Here is a 19,917-nt window from a genome sequence, read left to right as displayed (position 1 = left end):
TGGAGGAGCGGCGGGAGCGGAGCGACCAGAGCGGGGGAAGGCGGCGGCGTATGGCGACCGAGCCCGCCGAACGGAGTGAGGCCATGAATTCAGAAGTGCCGTCGTCTGGAGGAGCGGCGGGAGCGGAGCGACCAGAGCGGGGGAAGGCGGCGGCGTATGGCGACCGAGCCCGCCGAACGGAGTGAGGCCATGAATTCAGAAGTAGCGCCAGCGCAGCACGTTCGGGTAGAAGATCTCCAGGCCGGGGGTCTCCGCGACGGCCTGCTCGGCCACCTCGGGGGCGAACTCGATGCGCAGCACGGCCTCCAGGTCGGCCCGGCGCTCGAAGGCCATCGTGAGGTCGAGCGGCCGCCGCTGCCAGCCCTGGCGGTCCCAGAACGCCTCCACCTCGCGCGCCGAGTACGTCGGCACCGTGCGGGAGAACCAGCGGCCGAACGAGCCGCGGGTGGCGTCGAGGTCGATGACGAACGCGGCGCCGCCGCGGCGTACGACGCGGGACAGCTCGCGCAGGCCGGGCTCGCAGCCGGGGCCGAAGAAGTAGGCCCAGCGGGCCATGGCCACGTCGACGCTCGCGTCGGGCAGCGGGAGGTCCTGGGCGGTGGCGGCGTGCACCGAGACGTTGGGCAGGTTCGCGCAGCGGCGGCGGGCCAGGCCGGCCAGGTCGCCGTGGGGCTCGACGCCGATCACGGCGGCCGCGTCGGCGGCCAGGACGGGCAGGTGGAAACCGGTGCCGCAGCCGATGTCGAGGACGGTCGCGCCGGCCCATGGGCGCAGCTCGCGCATCGCGGCGTCGGCCGCGCCCTGGGGGTCGACGGCGCGGTTCTCCAGCTCGTAGACCTGGGGAGCGTTCCAGATGTTCGGGCTGGGGATCGCGCCTCTGGCTATCCGTGGCATGGCCCCAACCGTAGTGGGGTTCGGGCAGTGTCTTTGGGATGGGATGGGGGGTTGGGTAGGGCTATCTGGTGGGGCTCACGCGCCAGAGGCGCTTCTCCGGCTTAGGCTGGCAACGTGGCTGATGTCATCCGCGTGCCCAATGCGAAGATCGCATTGTCCACCGCCTCGGTATATCCAGAACGCACTCCCGACGCGTTCGAACTGGCCGCGCGCCTGGGCTACGACGGTGTCGAGATCATGGTCGGCGCCGATCCGGTGAGCCAGGACATCGACGTGATCGAGCGGCTGTCGGAGCATTATCAGGTGCCCGTCCTGGCGATCCACGCGCCCTGCCTGCTCGTGACGCAGCGGGTGTGGGGCAGAGACCCCTGGGCCAAGCTGGTCAGGGCGCAGAAGGCCGCTGAGCGCCTCGGCGCCTCGACCGTCGTGGTGCACCCGCCGTTCCGCTGGCAGCGCGACTACGCCCGTGACTTCGAGAACGGTCTGGCCCGCATGCGTGACGAGACCGATGTCACGTTCGCGGTCGAGAACATGTTCCCGCTGCGCGCCAGGGGCAACGACGTGGTGCCGTACTCGCCCGACTGGAACCCGATCGACTACGACTTCCCGCAGGTCACCCTCGACCTGTCGCACACCGCGGTGTCCGGCTCAGACGCCATGGAGATGGCCACCAAGCTCGGCGACCGGCTGGCCCACCTCCACCTGGCCGACGGCATGGGCGTGACCAACAAGGACGAGCACCTGGTCCCCGGCAGGGGCAACCAGCCGTGCGCCCAGATGCTGGAACGCCTGGCGAACTCGGGCTACGGCGGCCTGGTGGTGCTGGAGATCAACACCCGCAAGGCGGCCAGCCGCACCGAGCGCGTCGACGACCTGACCGAGGCGCTGGCCTTCGCCCGGCTGCACCTGGCGGCGTCCCGATGAACGTGGGGCCGACCAGAGACCTCGCCCGAGTCTTCGACAGCGTGGCCGACGCCTACGACGCGGGCCGCCCGACCTATCCCGACGAGATGTACCGCGCGCTCACCGAGGTGACCGGGATCGAGCTCGACGGCGCCACCACGATCGACGTGGGCGCGGGCACGGGCATCCTGACGCACGCGCTGCGGGCCCGCGGCTCCCAGGTGATCGCGGTCGATCCGGGTGCGGAGATGCTGGCCCGGCTGGTCACGCGGATCGACGGCGAGCCGCCGGCGGTCGCCGCGGTGATCGCCGACGGCAACGCGCTGCCGCTGGCCGACGGAGTGGCCGACCTGGTGACGTACGCCCAGTCGTGGCACTGGCTCGACCCCGTCGTCTCGATCGCCGAGGCCAGGCGGGTGCTGCGGCCCGGCGGCGCGATCGTGGGCTGCTGGAACCTCCACCACGCGGCGCAGGCCGAGTGGCTGGCCGCCTACGAGGCGCGGCTGGCCGAGGCGGTGCCCACCTACTGGGGGCCGGCGGTGGAGGAGTGGTCGGTGCCGCCGATCGCCGCGGCCTTCGAGGTGGTCCAGGAACGCTGGATCCCGTGGACGAGGCTGGTCGGCATCGAGGACTTCCTGCTCGACCTGCGCTCCCACTCGTACATGGCGGCGCTGTCGCCGGACGCGGCCGACGAGCTGGTCGGGCGGCAGCGCGGGGAGCTCAGGAAGGCCTTCCCCGAGGGCGTGCTGTCGGTGCCGATGCGGGTGTACCTGGCGGTGGGCCGATGACCGGCGGGGCGCGGCCATGAGCAACGTACGACGCCGGCCCGGCCGCAGGCCCGGGTCGGCCGACACGCGCGGCGAGATCCTGACGGCGGCGCGGCGGGTGTTCGCCGAGAAGGGCTTCGACAAGGCCACGGTGCGCGGGATCGCGCGCGAGGCCAAGGTCGACCCGGCCCTGGTCCACCACTACTTCGAGACCAAGGAGGGCATGTTCGCGGCGGCCATGCAGCTGCCGATCAGGCCCGACGAGGTCGTCCCGCTGTTGCTGGACGGCCCGCGCGAGGAGATCGGCGAGCGGCTGGTGCGGATGCTCCTGCGGGTGACCGCCGAGCCGGAGACCCGCGAACCGATGATCGCCCTGATGCGCTCGGCGCTCACGAACGAGCAGGCCGCGACGATGTTCCGCGAGTTCATCACCAACGCGCTGCTCTTCCAGGTGGCCGACCGCCTTGGTGTTCCGCACCTACGGATCGAGGCGGCTTTTGGCCAGATGTACGGCGTGATCATGGGCCGCTACGTGATCAAATTGGAGCCGCTGGCCAGCGCCGATCCGGAGGAACTCGTCGAGCTGATCGCCCCGACCATACAGAGGTACTTCACGGCGTAGAGCATTGTTCTGTATAGGGCACTGACCATAGGGTATGGATGTCATCCCGGGAAGTTACTGGCCGGTAAGCTTCCTGGAAACACGTGTCCGTATGCTGGCAGCCATCGTCGTCTGTGGGAGGACCCCGTGCTCTGGGTAGCGATCATCGGGCTGGTCATGACCGTCCTGGCGGTGGCCGTCGCCGGCCGCAGGGTGTTGTTCCTGTTCAAGCTGGCGACCTCCGGGCCACCCGCGCCCGAACGCGTCGAGTACGCCAAGGAGCACGCCGCCGACGAGCTCAAGGCCCAGCTCGTCGAGGTCTTCGGCCAGAAGAAGCTGCTGAAGTGGACGCCGTCCGGCACGGCCCACTTCTTCGTCATGTGGGCGTTCTTCATCCTGCTGACCGTCTACATCGAGGCGTACGGCGCGATCATCCAGGGCGCGATCACCGGCGAGCCCGACTTCCACATCCCGCTCATCGGCACCTGGGGCGTGCTCGGCTTCCTCCAGGACTTCATCGCGGTCGCGTGTCTGCTCGGTCTGGTCGCCTTCGCGATCATCCGGGTCAAGAACTCGCCCAAGACGCTGGGCCGCAAGTCGCGTTTCTCCGGCTCGCACCTCGGCGGCGCGTGGCTCGTCCTGTTCATGATCTTCAACATCATCTGGACGCTGTTCCTGGCCCGTGGCGCCTCGGCGGCCAACGGCAACTTCCCGTACTCCTCCGGCGCGTTCGTCTCGCTGGCGCTCGGCGACGTGCTGCCGGCCGGCCCGCTGCTGGAGGAGATCGCGCTGCTCCTGCACATCGGCTTCATGCTGGTGTTCCTGGTCATCGTGGTGAACTCCAAGCACCTGCACATCTTCACCGCGCCGCTCAACGTGCTCTTCTCCCGGCGTCCCAACGGGCTCGGCGCCGCGTCGGAGCTGCGCGTCGACGGCAAGCTCGTCGACTTCGAGGACGAGGAGCTCGACGCCGAGCGCCTGGGCCGCGGCAAGATCGGCGACACCACCTGGAAGGGCTTCCTCGACTTCTACTCCTGCACCGAGTGCGGCCGCTGCCAGTCGCAGTGTCCGGCCTGGAACACCGACAAGCCGCTCTCGCCGAAGATGCTCATCCTCGACCAGCGCGACCACGCCTTCAAGGTGGCCCCGTACCTGATGGCCGCGAGCACCGAGCACGCCGACACCGACGTGCTCGCGCTGCTGGAGAAGCCGCTCGTCGGCGAGGACGGCGTCATCCACCCCGACGTGCTGTGGTCGTGCACCAACTGCGGCGCCTGCGTCGAGCAGTGCCCGGTGGACATCGAGCACATCGACCACATCCTCGACATGCGCCGCTACCAGGTCATGGTGGAGTCGTCGTTCCCGTCCGAGGCGGGGGTGATGGTGAAGAACCTGGAGAACAAGGGCAACCCGTGGGGCATGTCCGAGATGAAGCGGGCCGACTGGATCGAGGAGCTCGACTTCGAGGTCGAGCTGGTCGACGAGAAGATGCCCGAGGACGCCGAGTACCTGTTCTGGGTGGGCTGCGCGGGCGCCCTGGAGGACCGCGCCAAGAAGACCACCAAGGCGGTCGCCGAGCTGCTGCACATCGCGGGCGTGAAGTTCGCGGTGCTCGGCCCGATGGAGGCGTGCACCGGTGACCCGGCCCGCCGCCTGGGCATGGAGTACCTGTTCAACATGCTCGCCCAGCAGAACATCGAGACGCTCAACGAGGCCGGCGTCAAGAAGATCGTCGCGACCTGCCCCCACTGCTTCAACACCCTGGCCAACGAATACCCGCAGCTCGGCGGCACCTACGAGGTCGTGCACCACACGCAGCTGCTGTCGAAGCTGGTGGACGAGGGCCTGCTCACCCCGGTCACGCCGATCGAGGAGAAGATCACCTACCACGACCCGTGCTTCCTCGGCCGCCACAACAAGGTCTACTCCCAGCCCCGCGACATCATGTCGAAGGTGCCCGGCGTGCAGACCCAGGAGATGCACCGCCACAAGGACCGCGGGTTCTGCTGCGGCGCGGGCGGCGCGCGCATGTGGATGGAGGAGCGCATCGGCAAGCGCATCAACACCGAGCGGGTCGACGAGGCGCTCACCACGAACCCCGACACCGTCTCGACCGCGTGCCCGTTCTGCATGGTGATGCTCGGTGACGCGATCAACGAGAAGAAGAACAACGGCGAGGCCAAGGAATCGCTGGAAGTCGTGGACGTCGCGCAGCTGTTGATCAAATCGGTCAAGGGCGCTTCCTGACCACGGAAAGTCGGACTCCTCTACAGGCTCTGTAGAGGAGTTCCGCACGTCACGGGCCCCCTGGATGGAAATCTCCCATCCACATAACGGGAAAATCACGGTAACCTCAACGTCGCATGGCCTTATTCGACGGGGAGGGGGCTAGTGATGCGCGTCGTGGTCACGGACGCCGAAGTCACCCTGGCCGACGTGCTCTCCCTGCGACTCGCCATCGATGAGCCCCTGCGTGACGGCACCGAGCTCGTGCTGCGCCATCGCGCCACGGGGGTCGAGCGCGACGTGCGCCTGGGCCGCACGGGAAGCCGGACGCGGGAGGCCACGCTGGCCGTCTCGCTGGCGCCACTGGAGCTGACGGCCGGCCGCTGGGACGCCTACCTGCGGCACGAGGGCAGCCGCAGCAGGCTGCGCAGCGTCGACCCGGGGTTCTCGCTCGACCATCTCGACGCGTACGCGCTGTGCCGGCGGACGCTGGCCTACCGGTCGTACCGGACGCGGAACGGGTTTCTGGCCCTGAAGATAGCCGACGCCGCGCCGGTGGCCGAGGTGCGGGCGATCTGGTTCAGGGAGGGCCGGTTCGAGGTGACGGGGCTGCTGGCGTACACCGGGCTGGAGGACGACGACGCGCGCCGCGAGGCCACGCTGACCCTCGACCGCAGGCCGACCAGGGAACGGGTGTCGGCCAACGCCACCGTCCAGGGGGTGCGCTTCCACGCGGCGGTGTCGCTGGTGAACGTGGTCGAGGCCGACCCCGACACGGCCGGCACCTGGGCGCCCGCGCTGGAGGTCGAGGGCGTGCCCACGCCGCTGCGGCTGGGCGCCTGGCTCGACGACGTCGACGGCAAACGAAGACGGCTGCACTATCCCTCGGCCGAGATCGACGGCGTGCCCGTCCGGCCCTGTTACACCGCCGACGACGAGCTGCGCATCGAGGTGGGCGGATGAAGGTCAGCCTGGTCCTCGCCTCGGCGTACGGGATGCGCGGCGACGTGCGCGCGACGCTCAACCTCGCCACCGCCCTGTCCGAGCGGCACGAGGTCGAGGTCATCAGCGTCAGGCGGCAGAAGGAGAAGCCGTTCTTCCCCATCGGCTCCAAGGTGGCCATGCGCAGCCTGGTCGACGCCCGTCCGGGGGTGCGCCACCTGCTGCCGCGCGGCCAGATGCGCACCGAGATGGCGCTCTGGCGGCTGCTGCGCGGGCTCAGGTCCGACGTGCTGATCACCACCAGACCGGGCATCGGCGTCCAGGTGGCGCGGCATGCTCCACGTGAAACCCTCAAGATCGCCAGGGAGTGGGGGCGGCCCGCCGTCCCCGGGCCGGTGCAGCGGCTCTACCCGCGCCTCGACGCCGTCGTGACGGCCACCGAGTCGGCCCAGGAGGAGTGGGGCAGGCTGCTCGGCGACGGGTCCGCCGTCCACTCCGTGCCGGACGCGCTGCCGGGCGGCCCGTGGCCGCGTTCGCGGATGGACAACCGGATCGTGGCGGCCGGGGGCCGGTGGGTGTCGGTCAAGGCGTACGACCGGCTGATCAGGGCGTTCGCGATCGTGGCGGACAAGCGCCCGGACTGGCGGCTGCGGCTCTACGGCGGCGGCCCCGAGGAGCGGCGGCTGCGGTCGCTGGTGAACGAGCTCAACCTGCACAACCACGTCTACTTCATGGGCGTCACGCCCGACCTGGCGGGGGAGTTCGCCAAGGCGTCGATCGTGGCCAACCCCTCCCGCAGCGAAGACCTGGGCATGACCGTGCTGGAGGCCATGGGGTGCGGGGTGCCGGTGGTGGCCTTCGAGGGCGCCAGGGGCCCCAGGGAGTTCGTCGCGACCGGCTACAACGGCGTGCTGGTGCCCGAGAGCGAGAGCGAGGCGCAGCACTTCGCGGGCGCGCTGCTCGCGCTCATCGACGACGAACGCCGCCGGCGCTCGCTCGCGGCGGGCGCCCTCGACACCGCCGTACGCCATTCGGCCGAGGAAGTCGCCGAACAGTGGGAGAAGCTGCTGTCAGATCTCCGCTAGCTCATACGGGTTACGGGTACCGTAGAAGCATGCATGGGTACAGCGGAGACAAGCAGGCATATCTGACGCGCCTCCGGCGAATCGAGGGCCAGATCAGGGGCCTGCAGCGCATGGTCGACGACGATGCCTACTGCATCGACGTGCTCACCCAGGTCTCCGCGGCCACGCGGGCCCTTCAGGCCGTGGCGCTCGGGCTGCTGGAGGAGCACATCTCCCACTGCGTCGCCGACGCGATCAACACGGGCGGCCCGGAGGCCGAGGCGAAGGTGAAGGAGGCGTCGGCCGCCATCGCCCGCCTGGTCAAGTCGTAGGGGGTCGCCTCCTCCATACGTAGGAGAGGCACACCCTCGATTGACTAGTTACCTGTAATAGCCGGGAACCACTGTCCCGGACCCCACAGGAGCCCGGGACAGGTAATTTTCGATGGTCTTCAGCGACTCGCCGAAGTCCGCAATCCGAGCGCGTCGTCGAGTTCGTCCAAGGTCAGCCGCCGCTCGCTGACAGCCACGGCCGTGAGCACCTCGGCGTAGAGCGCAATCTCGTCCAACGCGACACGGTCGTGGACCCGAGAGTCCAGGTCGTCGTGCCCCACCGCGTCGTCCTTCCTTCCGCAGCCCACACCCTCTACGAGGTTACGGCGAGGGACCTTCCCGCGACATGGCCCATCGGAGTCATTCCTTTCGGCGTCACGGGGGCCCCACAGGGATCATTTCCCGAAGTCGAGATCACAATTCAGCGAATTGCCCGGTGACTGAAGTGATAGAGGGATATAGGCGGAGTAAGGGTGAAATTACGGTAATAGTGCGTTACGGGTGACCGATGTGGTGGTCGTCGCGTTCGTGGATCAGCTCACGGACCAGCGCGCTCTGGCCGGCGAGGCCGTGCTGCGGCACTTTGGCGCCGGTCAGCCGGCCCCACGCCAGGCAGGTGGCGTACGCGGCGCCCAGCACGGCCGCCTTGCTCTCCCGGTCGGGCGGCGTCACCACCGCCGCCTGCGGCGCGGGCTCCCCGCCCGGACGCACGGCGAAGCCCTCCGGCTCGGTGCGCTCGGCCGCCGACGTGCCCGTCAGCCCGGCACGCTCCAATTCCACGTACGCCCGCCGCAACCGGTGGTTCAGCCGCTCGGGCAACATCCTCCTGGAGTCCGACAGGTCGGCCAGGTACGCCGCCGCCGCCCCGGACGCGTCTGCCACGAAGCCCAGCGCCTCGACCAGGTCGTACACCGAGTGGGCGAAGTACGCGTCGGGATCGGTCTCGGGCAGCAGGGCCAGGGCCAGCCGCGGCGGGCAGCGGTCGAGCCAGGCCCGGCGCACGGCGTCGTCGCCCCGCGCGGCCGTGGCGTCGTCGCGGCCGGGCCGGCGCAGCACCGGCTCCACCATCGTGAGCAGCGCCAGCGCCCGCGGCCTGAACCGGATGTCGGACAGCAGCACCTGGGCGGTGTCGGCGATCAGCGCGGCCAGCCGGAGCGCGGCCCGCGGACGGCCGGCGCGGGTGCGCTCGGACACCAGCGTGACCAGGTCGAGCAGCGGTGGCGCGGGCAGCCAGCGCACCCATTCGTCGCCGGGCAGCGAGCGGCGCAGGTACTCGCCGAAGAGGGTGATCAAACGCTCGTTGCCGTCGAAGGCCGGCGCGTACGCGCACCACATGATCGTCCCCCAGACGGCGGCGACCGTGCTCGGCACGTCGGCGGCGAAGATCTCCCCGAAGGCGGTCAGCGGGTAGTCCAGCTCCGACTTGCGCCCGGCGCCGCGGACCATCTCCGCGATCTGCCCGGTCACCACCGGAAGCACGTCGGGGCCGATGAACGCCTGGGTCGAGCCGGGCTCGGCGGCGAAGTCGGGCCCGGTGGGCACCACCTGGTCCGGCAGCGCGGCCGTGGCGTGCCCCACCTTGCGCGCCCGTTCGCCCCTGGGCGGCGGCGCGGGGTGCCAGCGGCCGTCGCCGGGGTCGTGCAGGTGCCAGCGCGCGTACGCGCCGTAGAGCCAGCGGTCGCCGTCCTGGGTCACCAGGATCCTGGCCGCCAGGACGTGCGCGCGGTCGGGCACGGACAGGCCCTGCCAGCGCGGGTCCGCGACCATCGCGCGGACCTCCGCCTCTGCCGAGGTGAACGCATCCCAGGGGCGCACGGCCGTCATCGTACTGGGCCGCCCGACGCGACCCGTCGGCATTTCACGGCAGAATGTCCGCTATGAGGGCAAAGGTGGCAGGGATGTTGGCAGTGGCGGGTGTGGTGAGCGGCTGCGGGACAGCCGCGGCGCCGCCCACTCCCACCGGTCCCGGCGTGCTCACCGTCCAGAACGCCAAGGCGCCCACGCCCGGCGGCGAGGTCGGATCGGCCTCCAGCGAGTTCGCCGACGCCGCGGAACTGGCCGTGTGGAGCAAGCTGAGCGACACCGAGAAGGACATCGACAGGATCGCCAAGCTCGACGTGAACAAGACCGCCAAGGGCGCCCTGTACCTGGAGCCGAAGACCTCCACCTGGTACGACGGCTTCCGCGGCCCCTTCGTCTACCAGGAGCTGGCCGGGGACATCGTCATGCACGCCCGGGTCAAGGTCGCCGGCAAGAAGGGCGGCAGCCCCGCGCGCAAGTTCTCGCTCGGAGGGCTCATGGCCCGCCAGCCCGGCACGTACGACAAGCCCGCGTGGATGTCCGTCACCACCGGCACCGCCGACGCGGCCGGGCAGGTCGAGGCCAAGTTCACCCAGGACGGCAGCTCCAAGCCGCTGGAGGTGGCGGTCAAGAGCGGCTGGGTGGACCTCGTCCTGGCCAGGCTGGGCCGGGTCGCCGTCGCGCTCTACAAGGAGGACGGCGGCGCCTGGAAGGTCGCCAGACGCTGGCCCTCGAACCTCCCCGAGGTGCTGCAATGGGGTGTCACCGCCTACACCGACTGGGACAGCTACGGCGCGCTCAAGAAGGACGCCGCCAAGGCCAACGCCAAGCAGATCAAGGGGGTCCCCGACCTCAAGCTGACCGTCGACTTCGTCCGCTTCCTGCGCCCCGAACTGCCCGAGTACGCCGACCCGCTCAACACCGCCTCGGTGTCGGACCAGGTCCTGATCAAACTGCTGACGCCTGCCGGTGCCTGACCGCCTTGGCCATGTAGTTGTCCGGCGTGCGGGCGAAGGAGGCCCGGTCGTCATCGGTGAGCTCGCGCACGATCCTGCCGGGCACACCGGCGACCAGCACCCCGGACGGGATCTTCTTGCCCGGCCCCACCAGCGCGCCCGCGGCGACCAGCGTGCCCGCGCCCACCCGGGCGCCGCCGAGCACGATCGCGCCGATGCCGACCAGCGCGCCGGTCTCGACGTGCGCGCCGTGGACCATGGCCTTGTGGCCCAGGCTGACGCGGTCCTCCAGGATCGCGGGCTGGCCCGCGTCGGCGTGCAGGCAGCACAGATCCTGTACGTTGCACTCCTCGCCGATCTCGATCCGCTCGTCGTCCCCTCGGAGAACGGAGCCGTACCAGATGCTGGACGCCCGGCCCACCCGCACACTCCCGACCACGACGGCGCCGGGCGCGATGTACGCCTCCGGGTGGATGTCCGGCACTGCCCCGTCGTCCAACGCTGCTATGTACATTCGTCCAATCGTAATTCCCGCCCCAGGTGTGGCGTTCCGGTTGCGGACGTGGGCAGATGGCAGGAAAGTCGTTTCCTGACGTCTCGTCGTCAGACCCTCACAACTCGCAGTTTTCCCCCGCCTCACGCAAACCCTTAGGTAACCCCCATGACAAACCAGCACGAGAGCATTCCCGATCTGATGCAAGAGGACACCTTCGAAGTCGTGATGCGCGGCTACAACCGCCGTCAGGTGCACGACTACATGATCCGTACCCGGAACCAGATCCGGGATCTGGAAGAGCGGCTGGCGCGGGCGATCGACCAGGCGGAGCAGGGCCGGGTCGAGCTGGCGGAGGCCAGGCGGCGGATGGTCGAGGCGCCCCAGAGCTACGAGGACCTCAGCCCGAGGCTCGCGCAGATCCTGAAGCTGGGCGAGGAGGAGGCCGCGGCCAAGCGCGCCGACGCGGAGGCCGAGGCGACCGCCGTGCGGGAGAGCGCCAGGGCCGAGGCAGAGCGGCTGGTGACGACGTCGCGGGAGACGTCCGACAAGATGCTGACCTCGGCGCAGGCGGAGGCCGAGCGGCGGGTGGCCGAGGCCACGCAGGCGGCCGAGCGCATGCTGGCCCAGGCGGGCGCGGACGCCGAGGAACAGCTCGGATCGGCCCGCAACGAGGCCGAGGGCCTGCTGCGCGACGCGCACGCCGAGGCGGAGCGGGTGGTCGGCGGGGCGCAGGCCGAGGCGGAGCGCATGATGGCGGCCGCCCACGCGCAGGCCGAGCAGCTGGTGGCGGGGGCGCACGCGGAGGCCGAGTCGATGCTGGCGGCGGCGCGTCAGCGCACGGCCTCGCTCGACGAGCACGCCGGGCGCCGGGTGGAGTACCTGACCAACACCCACACCGAGGTCGTGCGGCGGCTGACCGAGATCGGCTCGGTGCTGGGTGACCTCATGCGCACCGAGGCGGCGGCCGGGCAGCTCGTGCCGGAGTCGGCGCTGCCGCCCGCGCCGGTCGCCGCCCAGCAGCCGGTGGCCGTCCCGGCGCCCGCGCCGGAGCCCGCCATCGAGGCCGCGCCGGCCCCGCAGCACTCCGTGCAGGACGACGTGCGGGTCATCGTCGAGGAGGACGAGGAGAGGCCGAGGGAGGGCGTCTCCGACGACACCGACGTGCACATCCTGCGGCTGGGCGAGTACCACACCTAGAGGGTGAAGGGGCGGGGAGCGGAAGCCCCCGCCCCCGATAGGGTCGGAGACTTCCGCGTTCGTGGCCCCGTTGGGGGCCCGGTGCCGGGGCCGCCGAGACGCTGGACCCGGCACCGGGCTGCTCGCGTGCGAGCCGCGGAACGCTCCACGGCCCGCGTCAGGGAGGAGCGGGGCCGGCCCACCAGCGGGGCTGCCGGCCGGTCCGTTCCTCCTGGTCCCGGAGCTGGTCGCGCAGGCCGTCCGGGTCGTCCGCGTCGATGGTCATCGCACATCCGGCCTCGCGCTGCGCCGCGTCGAGCGGATGGTGCCGCGTGGCCCACCAGCGGCCCGCGTCGCTCCGCCAGATGGTCCACCTGGGGTACTCCCGGGCGATCTCGGCAAGATGCCGGTCAACGGACATCCGCGCACCTCTCCCGGGCCCCAGGCGAAGGTTCCATCTCCTGAACGGTTCCATCTCCTTAGAAGATGAGGGACCTCTCTAGAGAAATCAATGATCGTGACGGACAGGTCAACCTATCGGTTGACAGATCGGGTTGAACTAGGCGTCGAAGTCGTACTGGAGTACGTATGCCGCCGAGTCCAGGACCATCTCGTTGAGCTCGACGGGCCTGCCGCCCGCCGTGTACGCGGTGCGGGCGATGACGATGACGGGGGTGCCGCCGGGCAGGTCGAGCAGCCCGGTCTCGCGGGGGCCGGGCATGCGGGCCCGCACCTCCTCGGTGAAGTGGGCCGGGGGCAGGCCCAGGTCGCCGAGCCTGGCGTAGACGCCGCCCGGCCCGGTGTCGGGCAGGGTGATGGCGCTGCCCTGGACCAGGCGGGCGGGGAAGGAGGAGGTCGCCAGTTGCACGGGCCGGCCGTCCACGGAGTAGCGGCGCCGACGCACCCATACCTCGCCGCTGTCCAGGACGTCCGCCACCTCCTCCGGGGCGCGCTCCAGCACCACCTCCACCTGGTCCACGGTGAAGGGGCGGCCCCGGGTGTCGGCGTCCCAGATGGCACGCCCCTGACCCCACTGCTCTCGTGACAGGCGGCGCGAGCCGTGTCGGCGGATCGGTTTGAACAGGCGCACGTAGACCCCCGAACCTCGTTTGGGCACCGCCAGCCCTTCGTTGATCAGTACGGCAAGCGCCTGCCTGGCGGTGGCTCGTGCGATTGCGTAGTCGGCCATGAGCGCGTTCTCGCCCGGTAGGCGGTCCCCGTCGCGCAGTTCGCCGGACAGGATCCGGGCGCGGAGGCCGTCGGCGATGCGGCGATAAATAGGGGGCTCGTGGGGTACCGGGGATTCAGACACGTTTCGATCACCCTCTGTCACCAACCAGGTTGTGGCGTCTCCAGAGAACTTGCCCCGTCTTGTCCACGATCGCACAGATACAGAGGTTGGTCCCGAGCTTCTTTTGAGCTGATCGTGCCTGTGTGATGAATTCGAGGACGTTTATGCAGGCCGTTATCGTGGAACGGTCCCAGCCGCTATTCGCGGGGCCCACCAGCGGCGAGTAACCAAGGCGGCGAGCACCGCGCCCGCGGTGTTCATGATCACGTCGTCCACGGAGGAGAACCTGCCCAGTCTCAGGGCGTACTGGAGGACCTCGACCGTGACCGAAAAGGCCGCCGCGACGGCCGCAACACGGCCGTAGGAGGCCATCGCGGCGGTCCGTACGGGCAGCAGGGCGCCCAGCGCGGCGAACACCAGCAGATTGCCCCCGACCTGCACCGTCACCGTCTCCCACGAGGCCCCGGCGAGTTCGGCGAGGTCCATGAACGGGACCAGGCCGACCCCGGCCCGCCCGGCGGACGGCGTGAGGATCATCCACACCCACGGCGCGGTCCCGACGACGATGCCGACGTCGGCGAGCGAGGTGCGCAGCGGCGCCGGATGCCCGGCGCGGGCGCGGTGGCGGGCGAGCAGGATGATCGCCAGTAGGGCCACTGGAAGCGCAAAAACCCCAGCAATAATGATATTTCCCCACAATTCCCATGTGCGCGCCATTTGGTCATCATCCCGGGCGGCCGAGGGGTACCGGAAGATGTCTGTACGGACAGGTCCGCCAGGGGTCCGGCTGAGGGGTGGCTCAGTGTCACCGGCGCCACCGAGGCATGACGGGCCCGCGCGTTTCCCGCCCCCGCCGGACTGTTGTCTGACCGTCGCCCGACGATCTATACCGGGAGTGAGGCTAGAGGAGGCTGCTGTGCTGACCCATTTCATCGGCGGGCTGCCGGTGGCGGCGGGCAATGCGTTCCCGGTCCACGACCCGGTGACGGGCGGGGTGATCAGGCAGGTCCACGAGGCCGACCCGGAGGTGGTCGACCGGGCGGTGCGCGCGGCCAGGGAGGCGGCCCGCGACTGGGCCGGGCTGCCGGTGGCCGAGCGGGCCGGATGGCTGCGCCGCCTCGCCGAGGGCATCGAGGTGCGCTTCGACGACCTGGTCACGGCCGAGATCGCCGACACCGGCAAGCCGCTCGGCCAGACCCGCACGCTCGACGTCCCGCGCGGCATCGCGAACTTCCGCGCGTTCGCCGAGATCGCATCCCAGCGCCCCGACGACGCCTTCCACCTCGCCGGCGTGCTCAGCTACACCGTGCGCAGGCCGCTCGGCGTGGTCGCCGTGATCGTGCCGTGGAACCTGCCGTTCCTGCTCATGACGTGGAAGCTGGCGCCCGCCCTCGTCGCCGGCAACACCGTGGTCGTCAAGCCGTCGGAGCACACGCCAGGCTCGGCCGCAGTCTTCGCCGAGATCTGCGCCGACGCCGGCCTGCCCCCGGGCGTGGTCAACATCATCTTCGGGCACGGCCCGGCGGGCCAGCTCCTCGTCGAGCACCCGGGCGTGGACGGCGTGACGTTCACCGGCTCGACCGCGACCGGCACGCAGATCATGAAGACGGCCGCCGACCGGGTCAAGCCGATCTCGTTCGAGCTGGGCGGCAAGAACGCCGGCCTGATCTTCGAGGACTGCGACCTGGGCCGGGCCGTCGAGGGGACGGTGAAGTCGGTCTTCACCAACGGCGGCCAGGTGTGCCTGTGCACCGAGCGGCTCTACGTCGAGCGGCCGATCTTCGAGGACTTCTGCGGCCGGCTGGCGTCGCGCGCCCAGGAGGTCGAGCCGCAGCCGATGATCTCGGCCGGGCATCGGGAGAAGGTGCTGTCCTACTACGCCCTGGCCCGCTCGGAGGGGGCCAAGGTGCTCACGGGAGGCGGCGTCCCGACGTTCGGTGATAACCGCGATTCCGGATATTTCGTGGAACCGACGGTAATGACAGGGTTGTCGGAGTGGTCCCGTTTCAATCGAGAGGAGATCTTCGGTCCCGTGTGCCACGTGGCTCCTTTCGACAGCGAGGCCGAGGCGATCGACCTGGCCAACGGCAGCGAGTACGGCCTGGCCGCGACCCTCTGGACCACCAACCTCGACCGCGCCCATCGCGTGGCCCAGCGCCTGGAGGCGGGGCTGGTCTGGGTCAACACCTGGTACCTGCGCGACCTGCGCACCCCGTTCGGCGGCGTGAAGCTGTCGGGCATCGGCAGGGAGGGCGGCACGCAGTCGCTCGACTTCTACTCCGAGCCCACCACGATCACCATCAAACTGGAGCAACCCGATGCATGACGAATGGTCCCTGGCCGTCGACACCCGGGGTCAGGCCGCCGAGCGGCTCGTCGAGGCCGCGCGTACCGGCAAGCCCTGCGCGCCGCTCAGGGATCTCATCACCACGGTGGCCGACGCCTACGCGGTGCAGGACATCAACACCCGGCGGGCGCTGGCGGAGGGCCGGCGGCCGGTCGGCCGGAAGATCGGCGCCACCAACCCGCTGCTGCAGCGGAAGTTCGGCATCGACCAGCCCGACCACGGCATGCTCTTCGCCGACATGGCCGAGCTCGACGGCCGGCCCATCAGGGTGGAGCGGTTCCTGCAGCCGCGTGCCGAGGCCGAGGTCGCGCTCGTGTTCGGCAAGGACCTGACCGACGGGCCGTTCACGCTGGTGGACGTGATCAGGGCGGTGGAGTTCGCGCTGCCCGCCATCGAGATCGCCGACTCGCGCATCGCCGACTGGGACATCACGATCGCCGACACGGTCGCCGACAACGCCTCCTCCGGCGCGTACGTCCTGGGCGCCACGCCGAAGCTGCTGACCGAGCTCGACCTCGGCGCGGCGGCGATGACGATGACCCGCGACGGCGAGGAGGTCTCGACCGGGTCCGGAGCCGCGTGCATGGGCAACCCGCTGAACGCCGCCCTCTGGCTGGCCGGCGCGCTGGCCGCCACCGACCGCCCGCTGCGCGCCGGGGACGTCGTCCTGACCGGCGCGCTCGGCCCGGTCGTGCCGGTCGAGGCCGGGAACGTGTTCGAGGCCAGGATCGAGGGCCTCGGATCGGTGCGGGCGGTGTTCGGCACGTGAGCCGCGAGGCCATCCGCGTCCCCGGCAAGGCCGTGCCCCGGGGACGGTTCCCGCACGTCAAGCGCGCGGGCGACTTCCTGTACGTCTCCGGCACCAGCTCCCGCAGGCCCGACGGCACCTTCGCGGGCGCGAGCGCCGACCGGTCCGGCGTCACCGACCTGGACATCCGCGCCCAGACGCGGGCGGTCATCGAGAACGTCGGCGACCTGCTCATGGCCGCCGGAGGCTCGCTCGCGGACCTCGTACAGATCACCACGTACCTGGTAAACATGAACGACTTCAAGGGCTACAACGAGGTGTACGCCGAATTCTTCGACGAGGAGGGTCCGACCAGGACCACGGTGGCGGTGCACCAGCTCCCGCACCCGCACCTGCTCATCGAGATGCAGGCCGTCGCCTACCATCCACAGGAGCGACCATGATTCCCCCCATTGACTTCACCAAGTGGATCGACGAGCACGCCCACCTGCTCAAGCCGCCGGTCGGCAACAAGGTGGTCTTCGAGGGGGCCGGCGACTTCATCGTGATGGTGGTCGGCGGGCCCAACTCCAGGACCGACTTCCACGTCGATCCGTACGAGGAGCTGTTCTACCAGGTACGCGGCAACATGCACGTCAACGTGGTGACCGAGAACGGCCCCGAGACCGTGCACGTCCGCGAGGGCCAGATGTGGCTGCTGCCGGCGCGCATGCCGCACTCGCCGCAGCGTCCGGAGGCCGGGTCCGTCGGGCTGGTGGTGGAGCGCATCCGGCCCGAGGGCGAGCTGGAGAGGTTCCAGTGGTACTGCGCGGAGTGCGGCGCCAAGGTCCACGAGGTCGAGCTCCAGGTGCGCGACATCGTCAAGGACCTGCCGCCGGTCTTCGAGGCGTTCTACGCCGACGAGAAGGCCCGCACGTGTGACCGGTGCGGCGCGCTGCACCCCGGCAAGGGCTAGATGGCCGCCGACGTCCGCGCGCCGCACGTGCCCGGGGCGTCGGGCGAGGGCTGAAGGGGGCTCCCATGCGCGTTGCCGTGCTGGGGCTGGTCGCGCTGATGGTCGCCGGATGCGGCGGCTCGGTGCCCCTCGCCGCCGAGGACGAGCCCGTACGGGTCGGCGCGATCATCTCGCAGACCGGCGTGTACGCCACCCTCGGCGACGACATGGAGACCGCCATGCGGCTCTACCTGGACGACCACCACGGCCTGCTCGGCGGCCGGCCGGCCCGGCTGCTCGTGGCCGACGACGCCAGCAGCCCGGAGATCGGCGCGGAGCAGGCCAGGAAGCTGATCGACGGCGGGGCCGACGTGCTCACCGGCCTGCTCGCCTCGCCGGTCGCCGTCTCGGTGGTCAAGGAGGCGGCCGGCACCCCGGTGGTGATCGCGAACGCGGGCGCCGACCAGCTCGGCGGGCCCGGCGTCTTCCGGGTGTCCTACACCAACCGGGCCCACGGCTACGCGGCCGGCCGGTACGCCGCCGAGCACTACGCCGGCCAGGACGTGGTGCTCATGGCCTCGGACTACTCCGCGGGCACCGAGACCCTGACCGGCTTCGCCGAGGGATACGGCGCCGGGCCGCTCAAGCGCATCCTGACGCCGTTCGGGGGGCAGGCCGACCTGGAGCCGTACCTGGCGCGCATACCGCGCGAGGCGCGGCTTCTGTACGCCTTCTACGCGGGTGGGGAGGCGGTCGCGTTCGTCAAGGCGTTCAAGCGGTTCGGCTACGATGCCAGGATCAAGCTGCTGGCCTGCCAGAACCTGGCCGACGAGGACGTCCTGCGCGCGGTCGGCCGGGACGCCGAGGGCATGGTCAGCGTCGGGCTGTGGTCGCCCGCGCTGCAGAACCCGGACAACGCCGCCTTCGTGGCGGGGTGGCGGGCGCGTACCGGGCGGAACCCGTCCGCGGTCGCGCTGCAGAGCTGGGACGCGATGCGGCTGATCGACCGGGCGGCGGCCGCGGGCGGCGACCTGACGAGGGCGCTGGCGGGTGTGGGAGACCTGGACGGCCCACGGGGGCCGCTCCGCCTGGACTCGGCCCACAATCCGGTGCAGAACTGGTACGTCCGCGAGTACCAAAATGGTGTAAACCGGATAATCGCCACCATCTCACCCCCGTAAGGAGCACAACCGGTGCTGGACCGCGACGCCTGCCTCGCCCTCGACGCCGACGATCCGCTGCGGTCGTTCAAGGACGAGTTCGTCCTGCCCGAGGGGGTCGTCTACCTCGTGGGCAACTCGCTCGGCGCGATGCCCCGCCGCGCCGCGGAACGGGTGCGCCGCACGGTCGAGGACGAGTGGGGCGGCCAGCTGGTCGGCGGCTGGAACGCGGCCGGCTGGTACGACCAGCCCCTGACCGCCGGCGACCGGCTCGCGCCGCTGATCGGGGCCGGCCCCGGCCAGGTCGTCGTGGGCAACACCACCACGATCGCCGCCTACCAGGCGCTGGCCGCCGCCGTACGGCTGCGCCCCGGCCGCAAGGTGATCGTCTCCGACCCGCGGAACTTCCCCACCGACCACTACATCGCCCAGGGCCTGGCCCGGCTGCTCGGCGACTACGAGGTGCGCGACCACGCCGAGGGCCGGTTCGACGACGCGGCCGTGGTGCTGCTGTCGGAGGTGGACTACCGCACCGGCGCCCGGCGGCACGTGCCCTCGGTGACCGCCCAGGTCCAGGCGGCCGGGGCGCTCATGGTCTGGGACGTGTGCCACAGCGTGGGCGCCATGGAGGTGGACGTGTCGCAGGCCGACTTCGCGGTCGGGTGCACGTACAAGTACCTCAACGCCGGACCCGGCGCGCCCGCCTTCCTCTACGTCAACCCGCGCCACCACGCCACCGCCGAGAACGTGCTGTCCGGCTGGCACGGCCACGCCGAGCCGTTCGCCTTCGAGACCGGTTACCGCCCGGCCGAGGGCATCCGGCGCTTCGCGGTCAGCACGCCGCACGTGGTGTCGTTCGCCGCGCTGGAGGCGGCGCTGGACATCTGGGAGCGGGTGCCGATGGCGCAGCTGCGGGCCAAGAGCGTCGCCCTGACCTCGCTCTTCGTCGACCTGGTCGGCGACGCGCTGAAGCTGGTCTCGCCCGCCGAGCCGGACGCACGCGGCAGCCAGGTCTGCTTCCACCACCCGGACGGCTACCCGGTCATGCGGGCCCTCATCGACCGGGGGGTGCACGGCGACTTCCGCGCGCCGGACGTCCTGAGGTTCGGCTTCGCGCCGCTCTACATCGGCTACACCGACGTCCACGACGCGGCCGCCACTCTGCTGGAGGTGCTGGACAAGGAGCTGTGGCGGGACGAGCGGTACGCCCGGCGGCTCGCGGTCACCTGATCGGGCGAGCACCCTCCCTCCTGAGAGCGAGCCGGAAGATCGCCGTCGTC

The 19,917-nt window shown here is 70.7% G+C and carries 22 protein-coding genes; 15 read left to right on the top strand and 7 right to left on the bottom strand.

Features of this window, described 5'->3' with window-relative positions; translation table 11 throughout:
- Nucleotides 1-195: 195 nt before the first annotated feature.
- Nucleotides 196-894: a class I SAM-dependent methyltransferase gene (locus ABZ459_RS26445; protein ID WP_357975284.1), complete on the bottom strand. Its 699-nt coding sequence runs from the start codon at nucleotides 892-894 to the stop codon at nucleotides 196-198.
- A gap of 114 nt (nucleotides 895-1,008) precedes the next feature.
- On the opposite strand from ABZ459_RS26445, the gene ABZ459_RS26440 reads away from it, so the two are divergent.
- From ABZ459_RS26440 to ABZ459_RS26410, 7 genes are all read left to right on the top strand, one after another.
- The gene (locus tag ABZ459_RS26440; RefSeq protein ID WP_357975281.1) at nucleotides 1,009-1,818 is read left to right on the top strand and encodes a sugar phosphate isomerase/epimerase; all 810 of its coding nucleotides are present in this window, start codon (nucleotides 1,009-1,011) and stop codon (nucleotides 1,816-1,818) included.
- Entirely contained in the window at nucleotides 1,815-2,585 is a 771-nt protein-coding gene (locus ABZ459_RS26435) for a class I SAM-dependent methyltransferase (RefSeq protein WP_357975277.1), read from the top strand. The genes ABZ459_RS26440 and ABZ459_RS26435 overlap by 4 nt, the downstream gene beginning before the upstream one ends.
- Before the next feature lie 16 nt (nucleotides 2,586-2,601).
- A complete protein-coding gene (locus ABZ459_RS26430) occupies nucleotides 2,602-3,186 on the top strand; it encodes a TetR family transcriptional regulator (RefSeq protein ID WP_357975274.1) in 585 nt (194 codons plus the stop codon).
- 126 nt (nucleotides 3,187-3,312) lie between these two features.
- Nucleotides 3,313-5,412, top strand: a complete 2,100-nt coding sequence (locus tag ABZ459_RS26425; protein WP_357975270.1) for a (Fe-S)-binding protein — start codon at nucleotides 3,313-3,315, stop codon at nucleotides 5,410-5,412.
- Nucleotides 5,413-5,559: 147 nt separating this feature from the next.
- The gene (locus tag ABZ459_RS26420; protein ID WP_357975267.1) at nucleotides 5,560-6,354 is read left to right on the top strand and encodes a hypothetical protein; all 795 of its coding nucleotides are present in this window, start codon (nucleotides 5,560-5,562) and stop codon (nucleotides 6,352-6,354) included.
- The gene (locus ABZ459_RS26415; RefSeq protein ID WP_357975264.1) at nucleotides 6,351-7,418 is read left to right on the top strand and encodes a glycosyltransferase; all 1,068 of its coding nucleotides are present in this window, start codon (nucleotides 6,351-6,353) and stop codon (nucleotides 7,416-7,418) included. The genes ABZ459_RS26420 and ABZ459_RS26415 overlap by 4 nt, the downstream gene beginning before the upstream one ends.
- A 29-nt stretch (nucleotides 7,419-7,447) precedes the next feature.
- The gene (locus ABZ459_RS26410) at nucleotides 7,448-7,729 is read left to right on the top strand and encodes a metal-sensitive transcriptional regulator (RefSeq protein WP_352327377.1); all 282 of its coding nucleotides are present in this window, start codon (nucleotides 7,448-7,450) and stop codon (nucleotides 7,727-7,729) included.
- A 119-nt stretch (nucleotides 7,730-7,848) separates the two neighbouring features.
- Here the strand turns inward: ABZ459_RS26410 and ABZ459_RS26405 are convergent, their stop codons facing one another.
- A complete protein-coding gene (locus ABZ459_RS26405; protein ID WP_020540796.1) occupies nucleotides 7,849-8,010 on the bottom strand; it encodes a hypothetical protein in 162 nt (53 codons plus the stop codon).
- A 214-nt stretch (nucleotides 8,011-8,224) separates the two neighbouring features.
- Nucleotides 8,225-9,553, bottom strand: coding sequence for a hypothetical protein (locus tag ABZ459_RS26400; protein WP_357975457.1), 1,329 nt, complete (start codon nucleotides 9,551-9,553; stop codon nucleotides 8,225-8,227).
- A 74-nt stretch (nucleotides 9,554-9,627) separates the two neighbouring features.
- Here ABZ459_RS26400 and ABZ459_RS26395 point away from each other — a divergent pair, with 74 nt between their 5' ends.
- Nucleotides 9,628-10,506: a hypothetical protein gene (locus tag ABZ459_RS26395; protein WP_357975260.1), complete on the top strand. Its 879-nt coding sequence runs from the start codon at nucleotides 9,628-9,630 to the stop codon at nucleotides 10,504-10,506.
- Here ABZ459_RS26395 and ABZ459_RS26390 read toward each other — a convergent pair.
- The gene (locus ABZ459_RS26390; RefSeq protein ID WP_357975257.1) at nucleotides 10,478-10,999 is read right to left on the bottom strand and encodes a gamma carbonic anhydrase family protein; all 522 of its coding nucleotides are present in this window, start codon (nucleotides 10,997-10,999) and stop codon (nucleotides 10,478-10,480) included. The genes ABZ459_RS26395 and ABZ459_RS26390 overlap by 29 nt on opposite strands.
- 147 nt (nucleotides 11,000-11,146) lie before the next feature.
- Here ABZ459_RS26390 and ABZ459_RS26385 point away from each other — a divergent pair, with 147 nt between their 5' ends.
- Nucleotides 11,147-12,178, top strand: a complete 1,032-nt coding sequence (locus ABZ459_RS26385; RefSeq protein ID WP_357975255.1) for a hypothetical protein — start codon at nucleotides 11,147-11,149, stop codon at nucleotides 12,176-12,178.
- 157 nt (nucleotides 12,179-12,335) lie between these two features.
- On the opposite strand, the gene ABZ459_RS26380 is transcribed toward ABZ459_RS26385, so the two are convergent.
- From ABZ459_RS26380 to ABZ459_RS26370, 3 genes are all read right to left on the bottom strand, one after another.
- The gene (locus ABZ459_RS26380; protein ID WP_357975253.1) at nucleotides 12,336-12,578 is read right to left on the bottom strand and encodes a hypothetical protein; all 243 of its coding nucleotides are present in this window, start codon (nucleotides 12,576-12,578) and stop codon (nucleotides 12,336-12,338) included.
- A 138-nt stretch (nucleotides 12,579-12,716) separates the two neighbouring features.
- Nucleotides 12,717-13,469: a GntR family transcriptional regulator gene (locus ABZ459_RS26375; RefSeq protein ID WP_357975250.1), complete on the bottom strand. Its 753-nt coding sequence runs from the start codon at nucleotides 13,467-13,469 to the stop codon at nucleotides 12,717-12,719.
- Between the two features lie 153 nt (nucleotides 13,470-13,622).
- Nucleotides 13,623-14,105: a VanZ family protein gene (locus tag ABZ459_RS26370; protein ID WP_357975247.1), complete on the bottom strand. Its 483-nt coding sequence runs from the start codon at nucleotides 14,103-14,105 to the stop codon at nucleotides 13,623-13,625.
- A gap of 259 nt (nucleotides 14,106-14,364) precedes the next feature.
- On the opposite strand from ABZ459_RS26370, the gene ABZ459_RS26365 reads away from it, so the two are divergent.
- From ABZ459_RS26365 to kynU, 6 genes are all read left to right on the top strand, one after another.
- Nucleotides 14,365-15,774: an aldehyde dehydrogenase family protein gene (locus ABZ459_RS26365; RefSeq protein ID WP_357975244.1), complete on the top strand. Its 1,410-nt coding sequence runs from the start codon at nucleotides 14,365-14,367 to the stop codon at nucleotides 15,772-15,774.
- Complete coding sequence (locus ABZ459_RS26360) at nucleotides 15,767-16,564, top strand: fumarylacetoacetate hydrolase family protein (protein WP_357975241.1); 798 nt, start codon at nucleotides 15,767-15,769, stop codon at nucleotides 16,562-16,564. Before ABZ459_RS26365 ends, ABZ459_RS26360 begins: the two co-directional genes overlap by 8 nt.
- A complete protein-coding gene (locus ABZ459_RS26355; RefSeq protein WP_357975238.1) occupies nucleotides 16,561-16,986 on the top strand; it encodes a RidA family protein in 426 nt (141 codons plus the stop codon). The genes ABZ459_RS26360 and ABZ459_RS26355 overlap by 4 nt, the downstream gene beginning before the upstream one ends.
- Nucleotides 16,983-17,498, top strand: a complete 516-nt coding sequence (locus ABZ459_RS26350) for a 3-hydroxyanthranilate 3,4-dioxygenase (RefSeq protein WP_357975236.1) — start codon at nucleotides 16,983-16,985, stop codon at nucleotides 17,496-17,498. Before ABZ459_RS26355 ends, ABZ459_RS26350 begins: the two co-directional genes overlap by 4 nt.
- Nucleotides 17,499-17,563: 65 nt before the next feature.
- Nucleotides 17,564-18,658: an ABC transporter substrate-binding protein gene (locus tag ABZ459_RS26345; RefSeq protein ID WP_357975233.1), complete on the top strand. Its 1,095-nt coding sequence runs from the start codon at nucleotides 17,564-17,566 to the stop codon at nucleotides 18,656-18,658.
- Nucleotides 18,659-18,670: 12 nt separating this feature from the next.
- The gene (gene kynU / locus ABZ459_RS26340; RefSeq protein ID WP_357975230.1) at nucleotides 18,671-19,867 is read left to right on the top strand and encodes a kynureninase; all 1,197 of its coding nucleotides are present in this window, start codon (nucleotides 18,671-18,673) and stop codon (nucleotides 19,865-19,867) included.
- Nucleotides 19,868-19,917 lie beyond the last annotated feature (50 nt).

The sequence above is a fragment of the Nonomuraea sp. NPDC005692 genome (assembly GCF_040631115.1).
In the GTDB taxonomy this organism is placed as follows: Bacteria; Actinomycetota; Actinomycetes; order Streptosporangiales; family Streptosporangiaceae; genus Nonomuraea.
This window is presented reverse-complemented; position numbering and strand designations above follow the sequence as displayed.

Coding starts and splice junctions, on each gene's coding strand:
- ABZ459_RS26445 (WP_357975284.1), bottom strand. CDS start 894: ATGCCACGGATAGCCAGAGGCGCGATCCCCAGCCCGAACATCTGGAAC.
- ABZ459_RS26435 (WP_357975277.1), top strand. CDS start 1,815: ATGAACGTGGGGCCGACCAGAGACCTCGCCCGAGTCTTCGACAGCGTG.
- ABZ459_RS26430 (WP_357975274.1), top strand. CDS start 2,602: ATGAGCAACGTACGACGCCGGCCCGGCCGCAGGCCCGGGTCGGCCGAC.
- ABZ459_RS26420 (WP_357975267.1), top strand. CDS start 5,560: ATGCGCGTCGTGGTCACGGACGCCGAAGTCACCCTGGCCGACGTGCTC.
- ABZ459_RS26415 (WP_357975264.1), top strand. CDS start 6,351: ATGAAGGTCAGCCTGGTCCTCGCCTCGGCGTACGGGATGCGCGGCGAC.
- ABZ459_RS26410 (WP_352327377.1), top strand. CDS start 7,448: ATGCATGGGTACAGCGGAGACAAGCAGGCATATCTGACGCGCCTCCGG.
- ABZ459_RS26400 (WP_357975457.1), bottom strand. CDS start 9,553: ATGACGGCCGTGCGCCCCTGGGATGCGTTCACCTCGGCAGAGGCGGAG.
- ABZ459_RS26395 (WP_357975260.1), top strand. CDS start 9,628: ATGTTGGCAGTGGCGGGTGTGGTGAGCGGCTGCGGGACAGCCGCGGCG.
- ABZ459_RS26390 (WP_357975257.1), bottom strand. CDS start 10,999: ATGTACATAGCAGCGTTGGACGACGGGGCAGTGCCGGACATCCACCCG.
- ABZ459_RS26385 (WP_357975255.1), top strand. CDS start 11,147: ATGACAAACCAGCACGAGAGCATTCCCGATCTGATGCAAGAGGACACC.
- ABZ459_RS26380 (WP_357975253.1), bottom strand. CDS start 12,578: ATGTCCGTTGACCGGCATCTTGCCGAGATCGCCCGGGAGTACCCCAGG.
- ABZ459_RS26360 (WP_357975241.1), top strand. CDS start 15,767: ATGCATGACGAATGGTCCCTGGCCGTCGACACCCGGGGTCAGGCCGCC.
- ABZ459_RS26350 (WP_357975236.1), top strand. CDS start 16,983: ATGATTCCCCCCATTGACTTCACCAAGTGGATCGACGAGCACGCCCAC.
- ABZ459_RS26345 (WP_357975233.1), top strand. CDS start 17,564: ATGCGCGTTGCCGTGCTGGGGCTGGTCGCGCTGATGGTCGCCGGATGC.